1 pseudogene is annotated in these 24,784 nt (G+C 73.9%); it reads right to left on the bottom strand.

Annotated features, from left to right (window positions below):
* Positions 1 to 4: 4 nt before the first annotated feature.
* Positions 5 to 24,784, bottom strand: a pseudogene (locus tag JK364_RS58580) (type I polyketide synthase); the annotation flags it as partial.

Raw genomic sequence — 24,784 nt, 5'->3', positions numbered from 1 at the left:
CACGTCAGGACCTTCCGAATTCATTGTTGATGATGTCGAAGATGTCTTCGGCGGAGGCGGCGTCGAGGTCGAGTTCATCGTCGTCGGCGCCGTCGGCGCCCGCCGCGCTCTCGTTCTCGTTCCAGGTCCGCAACAGCGCTTCGAGGCGCGCGGTGACCCGCTCGCGTTCCGTCGCGTCGTCGGAGACGTTGGAAAGGGTGAATTCCAGCTTGTCGATTTCGGCGAGGACGGGGAGTCCGGGGGCGGTGTCCTCGCCGAGGAGGTCGGCGCGCAGCACACCGGCGAGCGCGCTGGGCGTCGGGTGGTCGAAGACCAGGGTGGCGGTGAGCTGGAGTCCGGTGGCCGCGTTGAGCCGGTTGCGGAGTTCGACGGCGGTGAGGGAGTCGAAGCCCAGCTCCTTGAAGGCCCGGCCCGCCTGGACGGCCGTGGTGTCGTCGTGTCCGAGGACGGCGGCGACCTCCGTACGGACGAGGTCGAGCAGGACCTTCTCGGCCTCGGGCCCGGTGAGCCCCGCGAGCCGCTGCCGCAGGGACTCCGCCGGTGTCTCGGCCGAACCGCCGCCGTCCGCGCCCTCCGCCGGGTCCGCCGCGAGGGCGGCACGCACCTCGGGCAGATCGGCGATGAGCGGACGGGGGCGGGCCGCGGCGAAGACGGGGGCGAAGCGGCCCCAGTCGACATCGGCCACGGCCACGGCGGTCTCGTCCCGGTCCAGCGCCTGCTGGAGGGCGGCGATGGCGGAGTGCGGGGCCATCGCCGGCAGGCCGCGGCGGCGCAGTTGTTCGGCCGCCGCGTCGTCGGCGACGAGCCCGCCGTCCGCCCACGGGCCCCAGGCCACGGAGGTGGCGGTGAGCCCGCGGGCCCGGCGCTGTTCGGCCAGCGCGTCGAGGAACGCGTTTCCGGCCGCGTAGGCACCCTGGCCGCCACTGCCCCACACGGCGGCGATCGAGGAGAAGAGCACGAAGGCGTCCAGCTCGGTGTCGCCGAGCAGCGCGTCCAGATGGGTCGCGCCCGCCACCTTGGCGGCCACCACATCGGCGACATCGGCCGGGGTGGTCTCCGCGAGCGGTGCGAACTGCCCGGCGCCCGCCGTGTGCACGACCGCCGTGAGCGGGTGCCGCGGGTGGTCGTCGCGGATCCGGGCCAGCAGCCCGGCCACCGCGTCCCGGTCGGTGACATCGCAGGCGGCGACGGTCACCTGGGCACCGGACGCGGCGAGTTCGTCGCGCAGCTCGGTGGCGTCGGGGGCGTCGGGGCCACGGCGGCTGGTGAGCACCAGATGCTCGGCGCCGTTCTCCGCCAGCCAGCGGGCCACATGGGCGCCCAGCGCGCCGGTGCCCCCCGTGACCAGGACCGTGCCACGCGGCCGCCACGGCGCACCGGTGGCCGGGGTGCCCTCGGCATGGGTGCCCTCGGCATGGGCGCGCTCGGCATGGGCGCGCTTGGTGTGCGTGCCCTCGGCGTGCGCGCCCTCGGTCTGCGTGCGCTCGGCATAGGCGCCCTCGGCGTGCGTGCGCTCGGCGTGGGCGAGGCGGCGGGCCAGGACTCCGGCCGTACGGATCGCCAACTGGTCCTCGTCGCCGTCGCCGTGTCCGCCGAGCACACCGGCCAGGCGGTCGGCGGCCCGTTCGTCGAGCGTCGCGGGCAGGTCGATCAGACCGCCCCAGCGCTCGGGGTGCTCCAGCGCGACCACCCGGCCCAGACCCCAGATCTGCGCCTGTGCGGCGCTGCCGACCGGCTCCGAGGCGGCGGTGGCGACGGCGCCGGTGGTGGCGCACCACAGCGGGGCGTCCAGGCCCGCGTCCCCGAGCGCCTGCACCAGCACTCCGGTGCGCAGCAGCCCGGTGGGCACGGCCGGGTGGTCGGGGTGCGCACGCTCGTCCAGCGCGAGCAGCGACAGCACCCCGTGCACCGGCTCGTCGGCCGCGGCCCGGCGGATCCGGTCGGCCAGGGCGTCCCGGTCGAGGTCGCCACCGTCGGCCGGAGCGATGCGCCGGATGTCGGCGCCCCGGTCGGCCAGCGCGGCCACGACGCGCCGCACGGTGTCGGCGTGGCCCGCGGCTCCGGCCGGTTCGGCGACCAGCCAGAGGCCGGGGGCGGCGGCGAGCCGGGGCTCCGCCAGCGGCTTCCAGGTGACGCGGTAGCGCCAGCCGTCGAGCGCGGACCGCTCGCGTTCGCGGCGCCGCCACGCGGACAGCGCCGGGAGCAGCGCGCTGAGCGGCTGGTCCACGTCGATGCCCACGGCGTCCGACAGCGAGGCGAGGTCGTCGCTCTCGACCGCCTCCCAGAACCGGGCGCCGGCCGTGTCGAGGTCCGTGGCCTCCTGGCCGGACGTGTGCCGCGGGGTGCCCCCGAGCCAGTACCGCCGCCGCTGGAACGCGTACGTGGGCAGCTCGACGCGGCGGGCGCCGGTTCCGGCGAACAGCGCCTCCCAGTCCAGGGCCGCGCCCCGGACGTGCAGCGTGGCGAGGGCGCCGGTCAGCGTCTCGGTCTCCGGGCGCCCGGCGCGCAGCACGGGCACGAAGGCCACGTCCTCGGCGCCCTCGTGCTCGGCGCCCTCGTCCCCGGTGGTGACGCAGTCCTGCGCCATGGCGGACAGCACCCCGTCCGGGCCGAGTTCGACGTAGGTGGTGACGCCCTGGGCCTCCATCGTCCGGACGCCGTCGAGGAAGCGGACGGCGTGGCGGACGTGGCGCACCCAGTAGTCGGCGGCCATGCCCAGCTCGTCGGAGATCCGCTGTCCGGTGACGGTGGAGACGATCGGGATGCGCGGCGCGTTGTAGGTCAGCCCCTCGGCGACCTTACGGAACTCGGCGAGCATGCCGTCCATCAGCGGGGAGTGGAACGCGTGGCTCACGGTGAGCCGCTTGGTCTTGCGGCCCCGCTCCCGGAACGACGCCGCGACCGCGACAGCCGCGTCCTCGTCGCCCGCGATGACCACCGACGTGGGCCCGTTGAGCGCCGCGATGCCGACACGCTCGGTGAGCAGCGGCTCGACCTCGTCCTCCGCCGCCTGCAGCGCGATCATCGCGCCACCGGAGGGCAGTTCCTGCATCAGCCGGCCGCGCGCGGCCACCAGCGTGGCGGCGTCCGCCAGCGACAGCACCCCGGCCACGTGTGCGGCGGCCAGCTCGCCGATGGAGTGCCCGGTCAGGACGTCCGGCCGCAGCCCGGCGGCCTCGGCCAGCCGGAACAGCGCCACCTCGACGGCGAACAGCGCGGGCTGGGTGAACCCGGTCCGGTCCAGCGGCTCCTTGTCGTCGCCGAACAGCACGTCGTACAGCGGCCGTTCCAGGTGCCGGTCCAGCTCGGCGCAGACCGCGTCCAGCGCCTCCGCGAAGACGGGGCTGGCCTCGTACAGCTCACGGCCCATGCCGAGCCGCTGGCTGCCCTGCCCGGTGAAGAGCACGGCGGTGCGGCCCTCCGCGGGCACGCCCCGGACCAGCTGTGCCGCGGACTCGCCGCGCGCGAGGGCGGTGAGGCCCGCGAGCAGCCGGTCCCGGTCCGGGCCGAGGACCACCGCGCGGTGCTCCAGGGCGGACCGGGTGGTGGCCAGCGAGTACGCCACGTCCACCGCGTCGAGCCCGGTGTCGGTCTCGAGGTGGGCGCGCAGCCGCTCGGCCTGGGCCCGCAGCGCGTCCTCGCCCTTGGCCGACAGCGGCCAGGCCACCACATCGGGCCGGACCAGCGGGCGCCGCGGTGCGGCTTCCCCGGCGGTCTCGTCGTGGACCGGTGCCTGCTCCAGGACCGTATGGGCGTTGGTGCCGCTGAAGCCGAACGAGGAGACACCGGCCCGGCGCGGACGGCCGGTCTCCGGCCACTCCACCTGCTCGGTCAGCAGCGACACCGCGCCCGCCGACCAGTCCACGTGCGACGACGGCTCGTCCACGTGCAGGGTGCGCGGCAGCACCCCGTGCCGCATGGCCAGCACCATCTTGATGACACCCGCGACACCGGCCGCGGCCTGGGTGTGGCCGATGTTGGACTTGATGGCGCCCAGCCACAGCGGCCGCTCTGCGTCCCGCTCCTGGCCGTAGGTGGCCAGCAGCGCCTGCGCCTCGATCGGGTCGCCGAGCCGGGTGCCGGTGCCATGGGCCTCGACCGCGTCCACCTCGGCGGTGGACAGGCCCGCACCGGCCAGCGCCTGGCGGATGACGCGCTGCTGGGCGGGGCCGTTGGGCGCGGTCAGGCCGTTGCTCGCGCCGTCCTGGTTGATGGCGGAGCCACGGACGAGCGCCAGCACGGGGTGGCCGTTGCGGCGGGCGTCCGACAGCCGCTCCACGAGCAGCATGCCGACGCCCTCGCCCCAGCCGGTGCCGTCCGCGCCCGCCGCGAACGCCTTGCAGCGGCCGTCGGGGGCCAGCCCGCGCTGACGGCTGAACTCGATGTACGCGCCGGGGCTGGACATGACCGTCACACCGCCCGCGAGCGCGAGCGAGCACTCGCCCTGGCGCAGCGCCTGGATCGCCCAGTGCAGCGCCACCAGCGACGACGAGCACGCCGTGTCGACGGTGACCGCCGGGCCCTCCAGACCGAAGGTGTACGCGAGCCGGCCGGAGACCACGCTGGCCGCGTTGCCCGTGCCCAGATAGCCCTCGACGCCCTCGGGGACGGTGTGCAGCGAGGCGTCGTAGTCCTGCCCGTTGGAGCCGACGAACACCCCGGCGGAGGTGCCCCGCAGCGTCGCCGGGTCGATGCCCGCGCGCTCGAACGCCTCCCAGGAGGTCTCCAGCAGCAGCCGCTGCTGCGGGTCCATGGCCAGCGCCTCACGCGGCGAGATCCCGAAGAACGCGGGGTCGAAGTGGCCCGCGTCGTAGAGGAATCCGCCCTCGCGTGCGTAGAAGGTGCCGCGTGTGTCCGGGTCCGGGTCGTAGAGCGCGTCCAGGTCCCAGCCGCGGTCGGCCGGGAACTCGGCGATGGCGTCCCCGCCCGCGGTGAGCAGCTGCCACAGCTCCTCGGGCGACCGCACCCCGCCCGGGAAGCGGCAGCTCATGGCGACGATGGCGATCGGGTCGTCATCGGCCACCGCCGCCACCGCAGCCGGGCGGGAGGCGTCGGTGCTCGTTCCGATGAGCTCGCCGCGCAGATAGCCCGCGAGGGCGGAGGCCGTCGGATAGTCGAAGACCAGGGTGGCGGGCAGCTGGACACCACTGGCGGCACCGAGCCGGTTGCGCAGCTCGACGGCGGTCAGCGAGTCGAAGCCCAGCTCGCCGAAGGCCCGGTCGGCGCCGATGGACTCCGAGCCGTCATGTCCGAGCACCGCGGCCACCTGCGTACGGACCAGGTCCAGCAGCAGCCGGTCCCGCTCCGCCTCGCCCAGCCCGGCCAGCCGGGCGGCGAGCGAGGAGCCGTCGGCCGCGGTGGCGGTGGCGGTGTCCTCCGCCGCCGCGCGGATCTCCGGGAGGTCCGCGAGCAGACGGCTGGGCCGCCCGGCGGTGAAGTCGGGTGCGAACCGGTCCCAGTCGATGTCCGCGACCGTGACCACCGTGTCATCGAGGTCGAGCGCCCGCTGGAGCGCGCCGATCGCCAACTCGGCGTCCATCGGCGGCAGTCCGCCGCGCCGCAGACGCTGCTCCAGCGCCCCGTCCGTGGCCATCCCGCCCTCGGCCCACGGGCCCCAGGCGATCGAGGTGGCGGGCAGGCCCTCGGCGCGCCGCCGCTCGGCGAGCGCGTCCACGTAGGCGTTGGCGGCCGCGTAGTTGCCCTGTCCGGCGGCGCCGAACGTGCCGCTGATCGAGGAGAACAGCACAAAGGCCGACAGCTCCCGATCGCGCGTCAGCTCGTCGAGATGGGCCGCGGCGGCGGCCTTGGCGCGCAGGACGCCGGTGAAGCGCTCGGGGGTGAGCGAGTCCAGTACGCCGTCGTCCAGCACCCCCGCCGTGTGCACCACGGCCGTCAGCGGCAGCTCGGCCGGGATGTCGGCGAGGAGCCGGGCGAGCGCGTCCCGGTCGGCCACATCGCACGCGGCGACCGTGATCCGGGCGCCGGAGGCGGCGAGTTCATCGCGCAGCTCGGCGGCGCCGGGGGCCTCGAGGCCACGGCGGCTGGTGAGCAGCACATGCTCGGCGCCGCCCGCGACCAGCCAGCGGGCCACCTGCGCGCCCAGCGCGCCCGTACCGCCGGTGACCAGGGTCGTACCGGTGCCCGGCGTCCAGGAGCCACTGGGGGACGCGGGCGCGGACCCGGACGCGGACGCGGGCGCGGAGGCCCGGACGAGGCGGCGTCCGAACACGCCCGACGCCCGCACCGCCACCTGGTCCTCGCCACCGCCACCGCCACCGGTACCGCCACCGGTACCGCCACCGGCCAGCGCCTCCGCCAGCCGGCCCAGCGCACGCTCATCGACCGTCTCCGGGAGGTCGACCAGACCGCCCCAGCGCTCGGGCACCTCCAGCGCGGCCACCCGGCCCAGGCCCCAGAGCCGCGCCTGCGCGGGGCTGACCGTTCCGTCCGAACGGCCCACGGCCACCGCGCCCCGCGTGGCGACCCACAGCGGCGCGCCGATGCCCGCGTCGCCCAGGGCCTGCGTCAGCGCGGCCGTCCGCAGCAGCCCGTCGCCGCCGCCATTGCCATCGCTGTCGCCATTGCCATCGCTGTCGCCATTGCCATCGCTGTCCGTGAAGGCCAGCAGGGAGAGCACACCGCCGGTCACGGGCGCGTCGCCGATGGCCCCGGCCAGCCGTTCGGCCACCGTGGCGCGGTCGTCGTCGGCGGTCAGCTCGACGCGGCGTACGTCGAGGCCACGGTCGTTCAGCAGCCGTACGGCACCCGCGACCCAGGCGTCCTCGGCCGCCTCGGCCGGTACCACCACGAGCCAGCCGCCGGTCAGGGACGCGGCCGAGCGGTCGGTGACCGGCTTCCACGACACCCGGTAGCGCCAGCCGTCCACCGTCGAACGCTCCGACTGCTGCCGCCGCCACGACGAGAGGGAAGGCAGCAGGGCCTCCAGAGCGCCGTTGCTCTCGGTGCCGAGGTTCAGGGTGTCGGCGAGCGAGGCCAGATCCTCGCTCTCGACGGCCTCCCAGAAACGGGCGTCGACCGCGTTCTGAGCCGTGGCCTCGGGGGTGGCGGTGGCGGTCCGCGCGTCCAGCCAGTAGCGCCGCCGCTGGAACGCGTACGTCGGCAGCTCCACGCGCCGCGCGCCGGTCTCGGCTCCGGCGTAGAACGCCTCCCAGTCCAGGGCGAGGCCCCGGGTGTGCAGGGCGGCGATGGCGGTGGTGACGCTCTCGGCCTCAGGGCGGCCACCACGCAGGGCGGCGACAAAGCCCACTGCCGTGTCGCCCGCGGCCAGACAGTCCTGCCCCATGGCGGAAAGCACGCCGTCGGGGCCGAGTTCGAGGTACGTCGTGACGCCCTGGGCTTCCATCCTCCGGACACCGTCGAGGAAGCGGACGGCCTCGCGGACGTGGCGCACCCAGAAGTCGGGGGTGGTGATCTCCTCGGCGGAGACCACGTCCCCGGTGAGGTTGGAAACGATCGGGATACGCGGGGCCTCGTACGTGAGCCCCTGCGCCACCTCACGGAACGCGTCCAACATGCCGTCCATACGCGGCGAGTGGAACGCGTGGCTGACCGTGAGCCGCTTGGTCTTACGGCCCTGCGCCTCGAAACCAGCCGCGATCTCAGCCGCCGCGTCCTCATCACCCGCGATGACGACGGACGTAGGCCCGTTGAGGGCGGCGATGGACACGCGCTCGGTGAGCAGCGGCGCCACCTCGTCCTCCGACGCCTGGATGGCGATCATCGCGCCACCCGCCGGAAGCTCCTGCATCAACCGCCCACGCGCCGCCACCAACCGCGCCGCGTCCGCCAGCGACAACACACCCGCCACATGCGCGGCGGCCAGCTCACCGATCGAATGCCCCGAGAGGAAATCGGGCCGCAGCCCCCACGCCTCCGAAACCAACCGGAACAACGCCACCTCAACCGCGAACAACGCGGGCTGAGTGAACCCCGTCCGGTCCAACGCCTCGGCATCGTCCCCGAACACCACGGTCTTCAGCGGCCGTTCCAGATGCGCGTCCAGCTCGTCGCACACCGCGTCGAACGCCTCCGCGAACACCGGGTAGGCGTCGTACAGCTCACGCCCCATCCCCAGCCGCTGGCTCCCCTGCCCGGTGAACAGGAACGCCAGCTTCCCGGCCACCGGCGAGCCCTGGACCAGGCCCGTGGCCGGTTCGCCTGAGGCCAGCGCCTCCAGGGCGCGCAGGAAACCGTCGCGGCCGTCGGCCACCAGCACCGCGCGGTCCTCGAAGGCGGTGCGCCCGGCGGCCAGGGTGTAGCCGATGGCGGCCAGGTCCACGTCCTCGTCGGCGGCGCGCAGCCGGTCACGCAGGCGGCGGGCCTGGTCACGCAGCGCGTCGCCGCCCACGGCCGACAGCGGCCACGGCAGCACCGGCGGTACGGCGGACGGCCGCGCCGCCGCGTCCTCGCGGTCCTCGGCGGCGGGCGGCTGCTCGATGATGGTGTGCGCGTTGGTGCCGCTGATGCCGAACGACGACACACCGGCGCGGCGCGGACGGCCGGTCTCCGGCCACTCCACCTGCTCGGTCAGCAGCGAGACCGCGCCGTCCTCCCAGTCGACGTTCGGGGAGGGCGCGTCCACGTGCAGCGTCCGCGGCAGCACACCGTGCCGCATCGCCAGCACCATCTTGATGATGCCCGCGACACCCGCCGCCGCCTGCGTGTGGCCGATGTTGGACTTGATGGACCCCAGCCACAACGGCCGGTCCCCATCCCGCTCCTGCCCATACGTGGCCAGCAGCGCCTGCGCCTCGATCGGGTCGCCCAGCGTCGTGCCCGTGCCGTGCGCCTCGACGACATCCACCTCACCGGCCGCCAGCCCGGCGGTGGCCAGCGCCTGCCGGATGACGCGCTGCTGGGACGGCCCGTTCGGCGCCGTGAGGCCGTTCGACGCACCGTCCTGGTTGATGGCGGAGCCCCGGACCACCGCCAGCACCGGATGGCCGTTGCGCCGCGCGTCCGACAGCCGCTCCACGAGCAGCATGCCCGCGCCCTCGGCCCAGCCCGTGCCATCCGCACCGGCCGCGAACGACTTGCAGCGGCCGTCCGTTGCCAGGCCGCGCTGACGGCTGAAGTCGATGAACGTCTCGGGCGTGGCCATGACCGCCACACCACCGGCCAGCGCCATGGTGCACTCGCCCGCGCGCAGCGCCTGGATCGCCCAGTGCAGCGCCACCAGCGACGACGAGCACGCCGTGTCCACGGTGACCGCCGGGCCTTCGAGGCCGAAGGTGTACGCCACCCGGCCGGAGGCGATGGAGCCCGCGTTGCCGGTGCCGATGTAGCCCTCGACACCGTCGGGGATGCCGTCGAGGCCGGTCACGTAGTCGTGGTACATGACGCCCGCGAAGACGCCGACACGGCTGCCGCGCACCCGCGCCGGGTCGATGCCCGCCCGCTCGAACGCCTCCCACGACGTCTCCAGCAGCAACCGCTGCTGCGGATCCATGGCCAGTGCCTCGCGCGGCGAGATCCCGAAGAAGTCCGGGTCGAAGTCGGCCGCGTCGTGCAGGAAGCCGCCCTCGCGGGTGTACGAGGTGCCCGCGTGGTCGGGGTCCGGGTGGTAGAGGCCGTCGAGGTCCCAGCCACGGTCCACGGGGAAGCCGGAGATGCCGTCGCCGCCGGTGGCGACGAGCTCCCACAGCTCCTCCGGAGTGCGCACCCCGCCGGGGTAGCGGCAGCTCATGCCGACGATGACGATCGGGTCGTCGTCGAGCGCCGGGGCGGCCCCGGTCCGTACGGGGACGAGCGGCGCGGTGGTCTCCTCGGCGCCCAGCAGCTCCTCGCGCAGATGGCCGGCGAGGGCGGTGGGGGTCGGGTAGTCGAAGACGAGCGTCGCCGGGAGCCTCAGTCCGGTGACGGTCTTGAGGTCGTTGCGGAGTTCGACGGCGGTGAGCGAGTCGAAGCCCAGCTCCTTGAACGCGCGCCCGGCCTCGACCGCGTCCGGGCCCGCGTAACCGAGCACCGCGGCGACCCGGCCGCACACCAACTCCAGCAGCTCACGGTCCTGTTCGGGGCGCGCGAGCCCGGCGAGGCGCCGGGCGAGCGAGGAGCCGTCGGCGGTGGCGGCCGTGGCGGCGGCCCGCCGGACCGGAGTCCGCACCAGGCCCCGGAACAGGGCCGGTACGGTCCCGGTCGCCATGGCCTCGGTGCGCAGCCCCGCGTAGTCGAGCCGCATCGGGAACAGCACGGCGGCACCGTCGGCTTGGGCCGCGTCGAAGAGCGCGAGCCCCTCGTCGGGGGCGATCGGGGCGACCCCGCCGCGCGCGATGCGCCGCAGATCGACCTCGTCGAGACCGCTGCCCATGCCCGCACCGGCCCACAGGCCCCAGGCCGGCGCGGTGGCCGGGAGGCCCTGGGCGACGCGGTGCTGGGCGAGCGCCTCCAGGAAGGCGTTGGCGGCGGCGTAGCTCGCCTGTCCGGGCGCGCCGAACACGGCGGCGGCACCGGAGAACAGCACGAACGCGGACAGCTCGTGGTCGCGGGTCAGCTCGTGCAGGTTCAGCGCCGCGTCCACCTTGGGGCGCAGCACCCGGGCCACCCGCTCGGGCGTCAGCGAGCCGAGGATGCCGTCGTCCAGGACGCCCGCCGTGTGCACCACGGCGGTCAGCGGATGCTCGGCCGGGATGGCGGCCAGGGTCGCGGCGAGCGCGTCGCGGTCGGCCGCGTCGCAGGCCGCCCAGGTGACGGTGGCACCGGCCGCCGTGAGCTCGGCGCCCAGCTCCTCGGCGCCCTCGGCGTCGGCGCCACGGCGGCTGACCAGCAGCAGGTGGCGTACGCCGTGGGCGGAGACGAGGTGGCGGGCGAAGAGGCCGCCGAGGTTTCCGGTGGCGCCGGTGATCAGTACGGTGTCGTTGGGGTCGTACGACGGGACGCCGTCTTCCGCGCCTTCCGCGCCGGTGTTTTGGGGGTCCGTCTCATCCATGACCGGCACCCGGGCCAGCCGTGGTGCGAGTGCCACGCCCGCACGGAGCGCCAGCTCCGCCTCGTCCACGCCGAGCGCGGCGGGCACCGTACGGTACGAGCCCTCCTCGCCGTCCACGTCCAGCAGCACCAGACGGCCCGGGTTCTCCGACTGCGCGGAGCGGAACAGACCGCGCACGGCGGCGTACGGCAGATCCGCCACGCCCGTGCCCGGCTCGGTCTCCACCGCGCCCCGGGTCAGCAGCACCAGCCGCGACCCGGCGAACCGCTCATCGGCCAGCCACTCCTGGAGCAGGGCGAGCATGGTCCGCGTGGCCTCGTGCACGGCCGACGCGTCGCCGTCGCCACCGGTAGCGCTCAGCAGGACGGTGTCGGGCGCGGGTGCCCCGGACTCCACGGCCGTGCGCAGCGCCGCCAGATCGCGGTACGCGGCGAGCCGGACGCCGGGCCCGAACGCGCCGTCCAGCGCGGCCAGTTCGGCGGCGTCCGCGCCGAGCACCGCCCAGTCGCCCGTGACCGCGCCGGTCGCGGGCGCCGGAACCGCCGTCCAGTCCAGCCGGAACAGCGACTCGTGCAGCCCGCCGCGCGCCGCGCGCACCTGGTCGGCCGAGGCCGCCCGCAGCGCCACGGACTCGACCGTGGCCACCGGACGGCCCGTGCCGTCGGCCACCAGCAGCGAGACCGCGTTCGACGACCGCTCGGACAGCCGCACCCGCAGCGCACCGGCCCCGGCCGCGTGCAGCTGGACGCCGTTCCACGCGAACGGCAGCAGCGCGCCCTCGGCCGGCGCGGACTCGCGGTCGGCGCTGTCGAGGCCGATGACGTGCAGCGCGGCGTCGAGCAGGGCCGGGTGCAGCCCGAACCGCTCGGCCTCGGCACCCGACGTCAGCGGCGCGCCCTCGGGGAAGCCCACCTCGGCGTAGAGGTTCTCGCCGAGCCGCCAGGCGCCCTTGAGCCCCTGGAACACCGGCCCGTAGCCGAGGCCCGCCCCGGCCAGTTCCTCGTACAGCCCCTCGACCGCGATCGGCGTCGCGCCCTGCGGCGGCCATACGGCGAGCTCAGCGGTCTGGTCCGACTCGGGCATCCGGGCGCCGGGGGCGAGCACACCGGTGGCGTGGCGCGTCCACGGCTCCGTGCCGAGCGCGTCCTGCCGACGCGAGTGCAGGCTGAAGGAGCGGCGGCCGGACTCGTCCGGCCCGTCCACGACGAGCTGCACCCGCACCCCGGTGTGCTCGGGCAGCACGAGCGGGGCTTCGAGGGTGAGCTCGTCCAGCCGCTCACAGCCGACCTGGGCACCCGCCGTGCTCGCCAGCTCGACGAAGGCGGTACCGGGCAGCAGCACGGTGTCCATGACCGCGTGGTCGGCCAGCCAGGGGTGGGTACGGGTGGAGAGCACCCCGGTGAGCAGAAGTCCATCGGCGTCCGCGAGCGCGACGGCTGCGCCGAGGAGCGGGTGGTCGATGTCGCCCAACCCGATCGACTCGGGGTCGCCCGCCGCGAGGGCGGCGGCGCTGGGCCAGTACCGGGTGCGCTGGAAGGCGTAGGTGGGCAGCTCGGCCGGGTCCACGGGGGCGGCGCCCGCACCGGCGAACACGGCCGCCCAGTCCGGCGTCACACCACGGACATGCGCCCGCGCGACGGCCGAGAGCAGCGCCTCGGCTTCGGGGCGGTCCTTGCGCAGGGCGGCGGCGAAGGCAGGCTCCTCGCCGCCTGTCACGCACTCCTGCGCCATGGCGGAGAGGACGCCATCGGGGCCGAGTTCGAGGTAGGTGGTGACGCCCTGGGCTTCAAGGGTCCGGATGCCATCGAGGAAACGGACGGCTTCGCGGACGTGGCGCACCCAGAAGTCGGGGCTGGTGATCTCCTCGGCGGAGACCACGTCCCCGGTGAGGTTGGAGACGATCGGGATGCGCGGGGCCACGTACGACAGCCCCTCGGCCACCTCGCGGAACGCGTCCAGCATGCCGTCCATACGCGGCGAGTGGAACGCGTGGCTCACGGTGAGCCGCTTGGTCTTACGACCCTGCGCCTCGAAGCCCGCCGCGATCCCAGCCGCCGCGTCCTCATCACCCGCGATGACCACGGAGGTCGGACCGTTGAGGGCGGCGATGGACACGCGCTCGGTCAGCAGCGGCGCCACCTCGTCCTCGGACGCCTGGACGGCGATCATCGCGCCACCGGCCGGAAGCTCCTGCATCAACCGCCCACGAGCCGCCACCAGCGCGCACGCGTCCGCGAGCGAGAGCACACCCGCCACATGCGCGGCAGCCAGCTCACCGATGGAGTGCCCGGAGAGGAAGTCGGGCCGCAGACCCCACGCCTCCGAAACCAGCCGGAACAACGCCACCTCAACCGCGAACAACGCGGGCTGAGTGAACCCCGTCCGATCCAGTACCGCCGCGTCATCCCCGAACAGCACATCCCGCAACGGCCGCTCAAGGTAAAGATCCAGATGCGCACACACCTCATCCAACGCATCCGCGAACACCGGATAGGCGTCATACAGCTCACGCCCCATCCCCAGCCGCTGACTTCCCTGCCCCGTGAACAGGAACGCCAACTTGCCCTCAGCGACCGTCCCCTCGACCACACCCGGGACGGCCTCGCCCCGGGCCAGCGCGTCGAGTGTCCGCAGCAGCTCGTCCCGGTCGCCGATGGTCAGCACCGCACGCCGCTCCAGGGCGGCGCGGCCGACGGCCAGGGCGTGGGCGACGTCGAGCGGCGCCGACTCGGGCCGCGACGCGATGTGGGTGTGCAGCCGCGCGGCCTGCTCCCGCAGCGCTTCGGCGTTCTTGGCCGACAGGGCGAACGGCAGCAGGCCGCCGAGGCCATTCCCCTCGGGTGCCTCGGCCGGTGCGTCGACCGCCGGCGCCTGCTCGATGATGGTGTGCGCGTTGGTGCCGCTGATGCCGAACGACGACACACCGGCGCGGCGCGGACGGCCCGTCTCCGGCCACTCCACCTGCTCGCTCAGCAGCGAAACGGCCCCCGCCGACCAGTCCACATGCGGTGACGGAGCGTCCACGTGCAACGTCTGCGGCAACACACCGTGCCGCATCGCCAGCACCATCTTGATGATGCCCGCGACACCCGCCGCCGCCTGCGTATGACCGATGTTGGACTTGATGGACCCCAGCCACAACGGCCGGTCAGCCTCCCGCTCCTGCCCATACGTCGCGAGCAGCGCCTGCGCCTCGATCGGGTCACCCAGCGTCGTCCCCGTGCCATGCGCCTCGACGACATCGACATCGCCGGTCGTCAGCCCGGCGCTGGTCAGCGCCTGCCGGATGACGCGCTGCTGGGACGGCCCGTTCGGCGCCGTGAGGCCGTTCGACGCACCGTCCTGGTTGATGGCGGAGCCCCGGACCACCGCCAGCACCGGGTGGCCGTTGCGCCGCGCGTCCGACAGCCGCTCGACCAGCAGCATGCCCGCGCCCTCGCCCCAGCCCGTGCCATCCGCACCGGCCGCGAACGCCTTGATCCGGCCATCGGCGGCCAGTCCGCGCTGACGGCTGAAGTCGATGAAGTTCTCGGGAGTGGACATCACCGTGACGCCGCCCGCGAGCGCCATCGTGCACTCGCCCTGCCGCAGCGCCTGCACCGCCAGATGCAGTGCCACCAGCGAGGACGAGCAGGCCGTGTCGACCGTGACCGCCGGGCCCTCGAGCCCGAAGGTGTACGCCACCCGCCCGGACACCACGCTCGCCGCGTTGCCCGTGCCCAGATGGCCCTCCAGGCCCTCAGGCGCCTGCATCAGCAGCGACAGATAGTCCTGGCCGTTGGTCCCGGCGAAGACACCGATCTGCTGACCGCGCAGCGCCCCCGGGTCGATGCCCGCGCGCTCGAACGCCTCCCACGAGGTCTCCAGCAGCAACCGCTGCTGCGGATCCATCGCGAGGGCCTCACGCGGCGAAATCCCGAAGAACGAGGCGTCGAAGTCCCCGGCGTCGTAGAGGAAACCACCCTCACGCGCATACGACGTCCCCTGACGATCCGGATCCGGGTCATACAGCCCCGCCAGATCCCAACCACGGTCCGACGGAAACTCCGCGATGGCATCCCCACCAGCCGTCAACAGCTGCCAAAGCTCCTCCGGCGACCGCACCCCACCCGGGAAACGACAGCTCATCGCCACGATCGCGATCGGATCGTCGGCCACCGCGACCGCAGGCGCCACCACGCCACCCGCCGCCGCAGCATCCGCGCCCAGCAGTTCAGCACGCAGATGGTCGGCCAGGGTGGTGGCGTTGGGGTAGTCGTAGATGAGCGTGGCGGGCAGCCGCAGGCCGGTCGCCGCGTTGAGCCGGTTGCGGAGTTCGACGGCGGTGAGCGAGTCGAAGCCCAGCTCCTTGAAGGCGCGCCCGGCCTCCACCGCCTCGGCCCCACCGTGCCCCAGCACCGACGCGACCTGCGCACGCACCAACTCCAGCAGCGTCTGTGCGCGCTCGTTCTCCGTCAGCGCGGACAGCCGCTCCGCGAGAGTGCCGGTCCCGGCGGTGGCGGCCGGGCGCGGCGCGCCCTCGGCAGCGGGCGCCGGACGCGCGGCCCGCACCTCGCCGAACAGCGCGCTCGGCCGTACGGCGGTGAACTCGGCGAGGAACCGGTCCCAGTCGAGGTCCGCGACCGTGACGGCGGTGTCATCGAGGTCCAGCGCCTGCCGCAGCGCGGTGAGCGCGGACTCGGGCGCCATCGGCGGCACTCCGTCGCGGCGCATCCGGCGCTCCAGCGCCTCGTCAGCGGCCATGCCGCCCTCGGCCCACGGGCCCCAGGCGATCGAGGTGGCGGGCAAGCCCTGGGCGCGGCGCAGCTCGGCCAGCGCGTCCAAGTAGGCGTTGGCGGCCGCGTAGTTGCCCTGACCGGCCGCGCCCACCGACCCGGCGAGCGAGGAGAACAGAACGAACGCGGAAAGGTCCAGCTCGCGGGTCAGCTCATGGAGGTTCTGCGCGGAGGTGGCCTTGGCGCGCACCACCCGCTCCAGGCGCTCGGCGTCCAGCGTGTCCACCAGGCCGTCGTCCAGCACACCGGCCGCATGCACGACGGCGGTCAGCGGGAGTTCGGCCGGTATGGACGCCAGCAGCTCGGCGAGCGCGTCCCGGTCCGCCACATCACACGCGGCAACCGTCACCCGAGCACCCGAAACGGCCAGCTCATCGCGCAACTCCGCCGCGCCCGGGGCGTCGAGCCCCCGGCGGCTGGTCAGCACCACATGCTCGGCACCGTTCTCCACCAGCCAGCGCGCCACATGCGCGCCCAGCGCACCCGTACCGCCCGTCACCAGCACCGAACCGGACGCTCGCCAGCCCTCGTCGCCCGATGTCCGGGTCCCGGAAGCCTCCGTCAGCCGGCGCCCGAAGACACCCGAGGCCCGCACCGCGACCTGGTCCTCACCCGAGCCACCAGCCCCGGCCCCGGCCCCGGCCAGCACACCCGCCAACCGTCCCAGCGCACGCTCATCCATCGACTCCGGCAGATCGACCAGACCACCCCACCGCTCCGGCAGCTCCAACGCCGCCACCCGACCAAACCCCCACACCAACGCCTGACCAGGCACCACCACACCATCCGAACGCCCCACCGACACCGCACCCCGCGTCGCCACCCACAACCGCGCACCCACACCCACATCACCCAACGCCTGCACCAACGCAGCCGTACGCAACAGACCGGACGACGCGGAGTCGACCGCCAGCAGGGAGAACACCCCCGCCACCGAACCGCCCACGACCGCCGTACGCAGCTCCTCCGCCACCCCGGCACGGTCCACCGCGTCCGACTCGACCACGCGCACATCGACGCCACGCCCGGCCAGCATCCGCACCACACCCGTGGCCCACACGCCCTCGGCCTCGTCCGCCGGGACGACCACCAGCCAGCAGCCACCCAGCACCCCGGTGGCCAACCGCTCCGTCACCGGCCGCCACGACACCCGGTAACGCCAGCCGTCCACCGCCGAACGCACCGACTCCCGCCGCCGCCACGACGACAGCGCGGGCAACACCTCACCCAGCGAAAGCCCCGGATCCACCGCGAGCTCCGCCGCCAGCGCGGCCACATCCCCGCGCTCCACCACATCCCAGAACCGCCCATCGACGGCACCGCCCGGCGCGACCTCCGACGCCGCCGGGGCCTCCTCCCACCAGTACCGCGTCCGCTGGAAGGCGTACGTCGGCAGCTCGACCCGCCGGGCCCCGCTGCCCTCGAAGCAGCCGCCCCAGTCCGGGGACTGGCCCCGGACATGCAGCAGGGCGAGCGCGGCGGTCACCGACTCGGCCTCGGCACGGCCCTTCCGCAGCGCGGCGGCGAACGCGGCGTCCTCGCCGGTCACACACTCCTGCGCCATCGCGGAGAGAACGCCATCGGGGCCGAGCTCGACGAAGGTCGTCACACCCTCCGCTTCCAGCGTCCGCACACCATCGAGGAAACGGACCGCCTCGCGAACGTGGCGCACCCAGAAGTCGGCGGTCGTGATCTCCTCGGCGGACACCACGCCACCGGTGAGGTTGGAGACGATAGGGATGCGCGGGGCCGCGTACGACAGCCCCTCGGCCACCTCGCGGAAGGCGTCCAACATGCCGTCCATACACGGCGAGTGGAACGCGTGGCTGACCGTGAGCCGCTTGGTCTTACGACCCCGCGCCTCGAAACCGGCAGCGATCTCAGCCGCCGCGTCCTCATCACCGGCGATGACCACCGACGACGGGCCATTGAGCGCGGCAATGCTGACCCGCTCGGTCAGCAGCGGCGCCACCTCGTCCTCCGACGCCTGCACCGCGACCATCGCGCCACCGGCCGGAAGCTCCTGCATCAGACGGCCACGCGCCGCCACCAACTTCGCCGCGTCCGCCAGCGACAACACACCCGCCACATGCGCGGCGGCCAACTCACCGATCGAATGCCCGGAGAGGAAGTCCGGCCGCAGACCCCACGCCTCCGAAACCAGCCGGAACAACGCCACCTCAACCGCGAACAACGCGGGCTGAGTGAACCCCGTCCGATCCAGTACCGCCGCGTCCTCCCCGAACAGCACGTCCCGCAGCGGCCGCTCCAGATGCAGATCCAGATGCGCGCACACCTCATCCAACGCATCCGCGAACACCGGGAAGGCGTCATACAGCTCACGCCCCATCCCCAGCCGCTGACTCCCCTGCCCCGTGAACAGGAACGCCAACTTGCCCTCAACGACCGTCCCCTCGACCACATCCGGGGTGGCCTCGCCCCGGGCCAGGGCGTCCAGGCCCGCAAGGAACGTCTCGCGGTCCGTGGTGACGAGCGCCGCGCGCCGCTCCAGGGCGGCGCGGCTGGTGGCGAGCGAGAAGGCGAGGTCGGTCGCGCTCAGTTCGGGGTGGGTGCGGAGGTGGGTGGCCAGCTGCGCGGCCTGGGCGTGCAGCGCCTGCCCGTCCTTCGCCGACAGCAGCCACGGCAGCACGGTCAGCTCACGCGGCGCGGGCTCCTCGGTCAGGGCAGCCGAAACGGCCGGGGCCTGCTCAATGATGGTGTGGGCATTGGTGCCGCTGAGCCCGAAGGACGACACGCCCGCGCGGCGCGGACGGCCCGTCTCCGGCCACTCCACCCGCTCCGTCAGCAGTGAAACGGCACCCGCCGACCAGTCCACATGCGGTGACGGCGCGTCCACGTGCAACGTCTGCGGCAACACACCGTGCCGCATCGCCAGCACCATCTTGATGATGCCCGCGACACCGGCAGCAGCCTGCGTATGACCGATGTTGGACTTGATGGACCCCAGCCACAACGGCCGGTCAGCCTCCCGCTCCTGCCCATACGTGGCCAGCAGCGCCTGCGCCTCGATCGGGTCACCCAGCGTGGTGCCCGTACCGTGCGCCTCGACCGCGTCCACATCCCCGGCCGACAGCCCCGCTCCGGCCAGCGCCTGCCGGATCACCCGCTGCTGCGAGGGGCCATTCGGCGCCGTCAGGCCATTGGACGCACCGTCCTGGTTGATCGCGCTGCCCCGCACGATGGCCAGCACCGGGTGGCCGTTCTGCTCCGCGTCCGACAGCCGCTCGACCAGCAGCATCCCGGCGCCCTCGCCCCAGCCGGTGCCATCCGCACCGGCCGCGAACGCCTTGATCCGGCCGTCTTCCGCGAGCCCGCGCTGACGGCTGAAGTCGACGAACGCCTCCGGCGTGGACATCACCGTGACGCCACCCGCGAGCGCCATCGTGCACTCACCCGCGCGCAGCGCCTGAACGGCCATGTGCAGGGCCACCAGCGACGAGGAACACGCCGTGTCCACCGTGACCGCCGGGCCCTCGAGACCGAAGGTGTACGCCACCCGCCCGGACACCACGCTCGCCGCGTTGCCCGTGCCCAAGTGGCCCTCCAGGCCCTCGGGAGGGGTGGAAACGAGCCCGGTGTAGTCCTGGCCGTTGGTGCCCGCGAAGACACCGGTACGGCTGCCGCGCAGCGCCCCCGGGTCGATCCCGGCCCGCTCGAACGCCTCCCACGAGGTCTCCAGCAGCAACCGCTGCTGCGGATCCATCGCGAGGGCCTCACGCGGCGAAATACCGAAGAACGAGGCGTCGAAGTCCCCGGCGTCGTAGAGGAAACCACCCTCACGCGCATACGACGTCCCCTGACGATCCGGATCCGGGTCATACAGCCCCGCCAGATCCCAACCACGGTCCGACGGAAACTCCGCGATGGCATCCCCACCGGCCGTCAACAGCTGCCAAAGCTCCTCCGGCGACCGCACCCCACCCGGGAAACGACAGCTCATCGCCACGATCGCGATCGGATCATCGGCCACCACGACCGCAGGCGCCACCACGCCACCCGCCGCCACAGCATCCGCACCCACCAGCTCCGTCCGCAGATGGTCGGCGAGGGCGGTGGCGTTCGGGTAGTCGTAGATGAGCGTGGCGGCCAGGCGCAGGCCGGTCGCCGCGTTCAGCCGGTTGCGCAGTTCGATCGCGGCCAGCGAGTCGAAGCCCAGCTCCTTGAAGGCGCGCCCGGCCTCCACCGCCTCGGCCCCACCGTGCCCCAGCACCGACGCGACCTGCGCACGCACCAACTCCAGCAGCGCACGGTCCTGTTCGGCCCTCGGCAGGCCGCTCAGGCGCTCGCCGAGCGGGGAGGCGGAGTCGGCGTCGGCGTCGGTGACGACCTTGACGGTGTCGGCGCCGGTCGCGGCGCGCGGCCCGGCCTCCGCCGCCAGCGCGGCGATCAGCGGGCTGGGCCGTACGGCGGTGAGGGTACGGGTGAAGCTCTCCCAGTCGATGTCCGCGACCGTCACGGCGGTGTCATCCAGGTCCAGCGCCTGCCGCAGCGCGGCGACGGCCGACTCGGGCGCCATCGGCGGCATGCCCTCGCGGCGCATCCGCCGCTCCATCGCGCCGTCACCGGCCATCCCGGAGTCCGCCCACGGGCCCCAGGCGATCGAGGTGGCGGGCAAGCCCTGGGCGCGCCGCCGCTCGGCCAGCGCGTCCAAGTAGGCGTTGGCCGCCGCGTAGTTGCCCTGACCGGCCGCACCCACCGACCCGGTGATGGAGGAGAAGAGGACGAACGCCGAGAGGTCCAGGTCGCGCGTCAGCTCGTCCAGATACAGCGCGGCGTCGGCCTTCGCCCGGAGCACCGAGGCGAACCGTTCGGGCGTGAGCGAGTCCAGTACGCCGTCGTCCAGCACACCGGCCGCATGCACGACGGCGGTCAGCGGAAGCTCCGCCGGAAGCCCGGCCAGCAGCTCGGCGAGCGCGTCCCGGTCCGCCACATCACACGCGGCAACCGTCACCCGAGCACCCGAAGCCACCAGCCCATCCCGCAGCTCCACCGCGCCCGGGGCGTCGAGCCCACGACGGCTGGTCAGCACCACATGCTCGGCACCGTTCTCCACCAGCCAACGCGCCACATGCCCGCCCAGCGCACCCGTACCACCGGTCACCAGCACCGAACCCGAGGCCCGCCAGCCCTCGTCGCCCGACGTCCGGGTCCCGGAAGCCTCCGTCAACCGGCGCCCGAAGACACCCGAGCCGCGCACCGCGACCTGATCCTCACCACCGGCCCCGGCCAGCACACCCGCCAACCGACCCAGCGCACGCTCATCCACCGACTCCGGCAGATCGACCAGACCACCCCACCGCTCCGGCAGCTCCAACGCCGCCACCCGACCAAACCCCCACACCAACGCCTGACCAGGCACCACCACACCATCCGAACGCCCCACCGACACCGCACCCCGCGTCGCCACCCACAACCGCGCACCCACACCCACACCCACATCGCCCAACGCCTGCACCAACGCAGCCGTACGCAACAGCCCCGACGCGCGCTCGCCCGCGCCCGCGCCCACCGCGAGAAGCGACACCACACCCGTCACCGAGGCGTCGCCCACCGCCGTACGCAGCTCCTCCGCCACCCCGGCACGGTCCACCGCGTCCGACGCGACCACGCGCACATCCACACCACGCCCGGCCAGCATCCGCACCACACCCGTGGCCCAGCCACCCTCGGCCTCACCGCCGGGCACCACAACCACCCAGCAGCCACCCAGCACCCCGGTGACCAACCGATCCGACACCGGCTGCCACGACACCCGGTAACGCCAGCCGTCCACCGCCGAACGCACCGACTCCTGCCGCCGCCACGACGACAACGCGGGCAACACCTCACCCAGCGAAAGCCCCGGATCCACCGCGAGCTCCGCCGCCAACGCGGCCACATCCCCGCGCTCCACCACATCCCAGAACCGGCCGTCCACCGCCGAGCCCGGCCCGGCCCCGGTCGCCGGTCCGGCCGGGGCCGGGGCGTTGAGCCAGTAGGGCTGACGCTGGAAGGCGTAGGTGGGCAGGTCGATCGTGCGGGCGCCGGTGGTGGCGTACGGGGCGGCCCAGTCGGCCTTCTTGCCCCGGACGTACGCCAGCGCGACGGCAGCCGTCAATGTCTCGGCCTCGGGTCGCCCGGTGCGCAGCGCGGCGGCGTACGCGGTGCCGTCGGCGTCGGGCAGACAGTCCTGGGCCATGGCGGTGAGCACGGCGTCGGGGCCGAGCTCCAGGAAGGTGGTGGCGCCCTTGTCGGCCAGCGTGTGCACACCGTCGAGGAAGCGGACGGCCTCGCGGACATGGCGCACCCAGTACTCGGGTGAGCACAGCTCTTCGGCGGTGGCGACGCGCCCGGTGACGGTGGAGACCACGGGGATGCGTGGCGGTGCGTACTCCAGCACCTGGGCGACGCGCCGGAATTCGGCGAGCATGCCGTCCATCAGCGGGGAGTGGAACGCGTGGCTGACGGTGAGCCGCTTGGTCTTGCGGCCCCGCGCCTCAAAAACAGAAGCGATCTCCAGCGCGTCCTCCTCGGCGCCGGAGATGACGACGGAGTGGGGGCCGTTGATCGCGGCGATGCCGATCCGGTCCTCGCGCCCGGCGAGCAGCGGCAGCACCTCGTCCTCCGACGCCTGCACCGCGATCATCGCGCCACCGGCCGGAAGTTCCCGCATCAACCGACCACGGGCGGCGACCAGGGCGGCGGCGTCCTCCAGGGACAGCACACCCGCCACATGGGCGGCCGCGAGCTCGCCGATGGAGTGTCCGGCGAGCAGTTCGGGGCGCAGTCCCCAGGACTCAAGGAGGCGGTAGAGCGCGACCTCGATGGCGAACAGGGCGGGCTGGGTGTAGTCGGTGCGGTCGAGGAGGGCGGCCTCGGGACTGCCTTCCTCGGCGAAGAGCACGTCGAGGAGCGGGAGTTCGAGCTGCTCCTCGAGGTACCAGCAGGCGTCGTCGAGGGCTTCGGCGAAGACGGGGTGGGCGGCGTGGAGCTCGCGGCCCATGCCGAGGCGCTGGCTGCCCTGCCCGGTGAACAGCAGGGCGAGCTTTCCGGCGGCGGGGGCGCCGCGCACGACGGACGGCCCGTCGCCGCCGTCGGCGAGGGTGCGCAGGGCGGAGCGGAAGCCGTCGCGGTCACCGGCGAGGAGCACGGCGCGCTGTTCGAAGGTGGCGCGGGTGGTGGCCAGGGAGTGGCCGATGTCGGTGAGGGCGAGGCCGGGGTCGGTCTCCAGCAGCGCGTGCAGCCGCTCGGCCTGGCCCTGGAGGGCGTCGGCGGTCTTCGCGGAAAGGGTCCAGGGCAGCAGGGCGGTGCCCCGTGGCTTCTCCTCACCAGGACCGTCGGCACCATCAGGACCCCCCGCACCATCGGGACCGTCCGCTCCGTCGCGGTCCTCGACCGGCGGCTGCTCGATGATGGCGTGCGCGTTCGTGCCGCTCATGCCGAACGACGAGATGCCCGCGCGGCGCGGGCGGTCGCCCTCCGGCCAGGGCCGTGCCTCGGTCAGCAGCTCGATGTCACCGGCGGACCAGTCGACATGCGGGGTCGGCTCGTCCACGTGCAGCGTCCGCGGCAGCACCCCGTGGCGCATCGCCATGACCATCTTGATGATGCCGCCGACACCGGCCGCGGACTGGGTGTGGCCGATGTTGGACTTGAGCGAGCCGAGCCACAGCGGCCGGTCCGCCTCGCGGTCCCGGCCGTAGGTGGCGAGCAGCGCCTGGGCCTCGATCGGGTCGCCGAGCGTCGTACCCGTGCCGTGGGCCTCGACCGTGTCGACCTCGCCGGCCGTCAGTCCGGCGTTGGCGAGGGCCTGGCGGATGACGCGCTGCTGGGCGGGGCCGCTGGGGGCGGTGAGGCCATTGCTGGCACCGTCCTGGTTGATGGCGGTGCCGCGGACGACGGCGAGGACCCGGTGGCCGTTCTTCCGGGCCTCCGAGAGCCGCTCGACGAGCAGCATGCCGACGCCCTCGCCCCAGGCGGTGCCGTCGGCCGCGGCGGCGAACGGCTTGCAGCGGCCGTCGGGGGCGAGGCCGCGCTGGCGGCTGAAGGCGATGAACGAGCCGGGGTTGGCCATGACCGCGGCGCCACCGGCGAGGGCCATGGCGCACTCGCCCGCGCGCAGCGCCTGGACGGCCAGATGGAGCGCCACCAGGGAGGAGGAGCAGGCGGTGTCGACGGTGACGGTGGGGCCTTCGAAGCCGAAGGTGTAGGCGATGCGGCCGGAGGCGACGCTGGCGGCGTTGCCGGTGACCAGATAGCCCTCGAAGCCCTGCTCGGCCTCGTGCAGCCGAGGTCCGTAGTCCTGGGTCTCGGCGCCGACGAACACACCGGTCCGGCCGCCCCGGAGGATCGCGGGGTCGATACCGGCGCGTTCGAAGACCTCCCAGGAGGTCTCCAGCAGCAGCCGCTGCTGCGGATCCATCGCGAGCGCCTCGCGCGGGGAGATTCCGAAGAACGCCGGATCGAACTCGGCGGCGTCGTGCAGGAATCCGCCTTCGCGGGTATAGCTGCTGCCCGGCCGGTCCGGGTCGGGGTCGTAAAGTCCGGCGAGATCCCAGCCCCGGCTCACCGGGAATTCGGAGATGACGTCTTTTCCGCCCGCGACGATTTCCCACAGTTCTTCGGGGGACCCGGCGTCACCGGGGAACCGGCAGCTCATTCCGACAATGGCGATGGGCTCGTCGGCGGCTATCGCGCCCATTTCGGCGTCGGCCCGGGAAGCGTCGGAATCGTCGTCCGCACCGAGCAGTTCGGCCCGCACATGGCGGGCGAGGTCGGCGGGGGTGGGGTGGTCGAAGGCGAGGGTGACCGGCAGCCGCAGTCCGGTGGCGGCGGTCAGCCGGGCGTGCAGATCGACCGTGGCGAGGGAGTCGAAGCCCAGGTCGAGGAAGGGACGCTCGGGGTCGAGGAGGTCCGGCGCCTTGTCCTTGAGGGCCTGTTCGACGATCTCGCCGACCCAGGCGGTGAGGGCCTCGGCGCGCTCGGCCTCGGGGAGTGCGGCGAGCCGGTCACGCCACGGGGACGCCCCTTCCGGGCTCGTGCCCCCCTTTTCGGTGTGCTCGGG

It is taken from the genome of Streptomyces endocoffeicus, from assembly GCF_016741935.1.
GTDB classification, from domain to species: domain Bacteria; phylum Actinomycetota; class Actinomycetes; order Streptomycetales; family Streptomycetaceae; genus Streptomyces; species Streptomyces endocoffeicus.
This window is presented reverse-complemented; position numbering and strand designations above follow the sequence as displayed.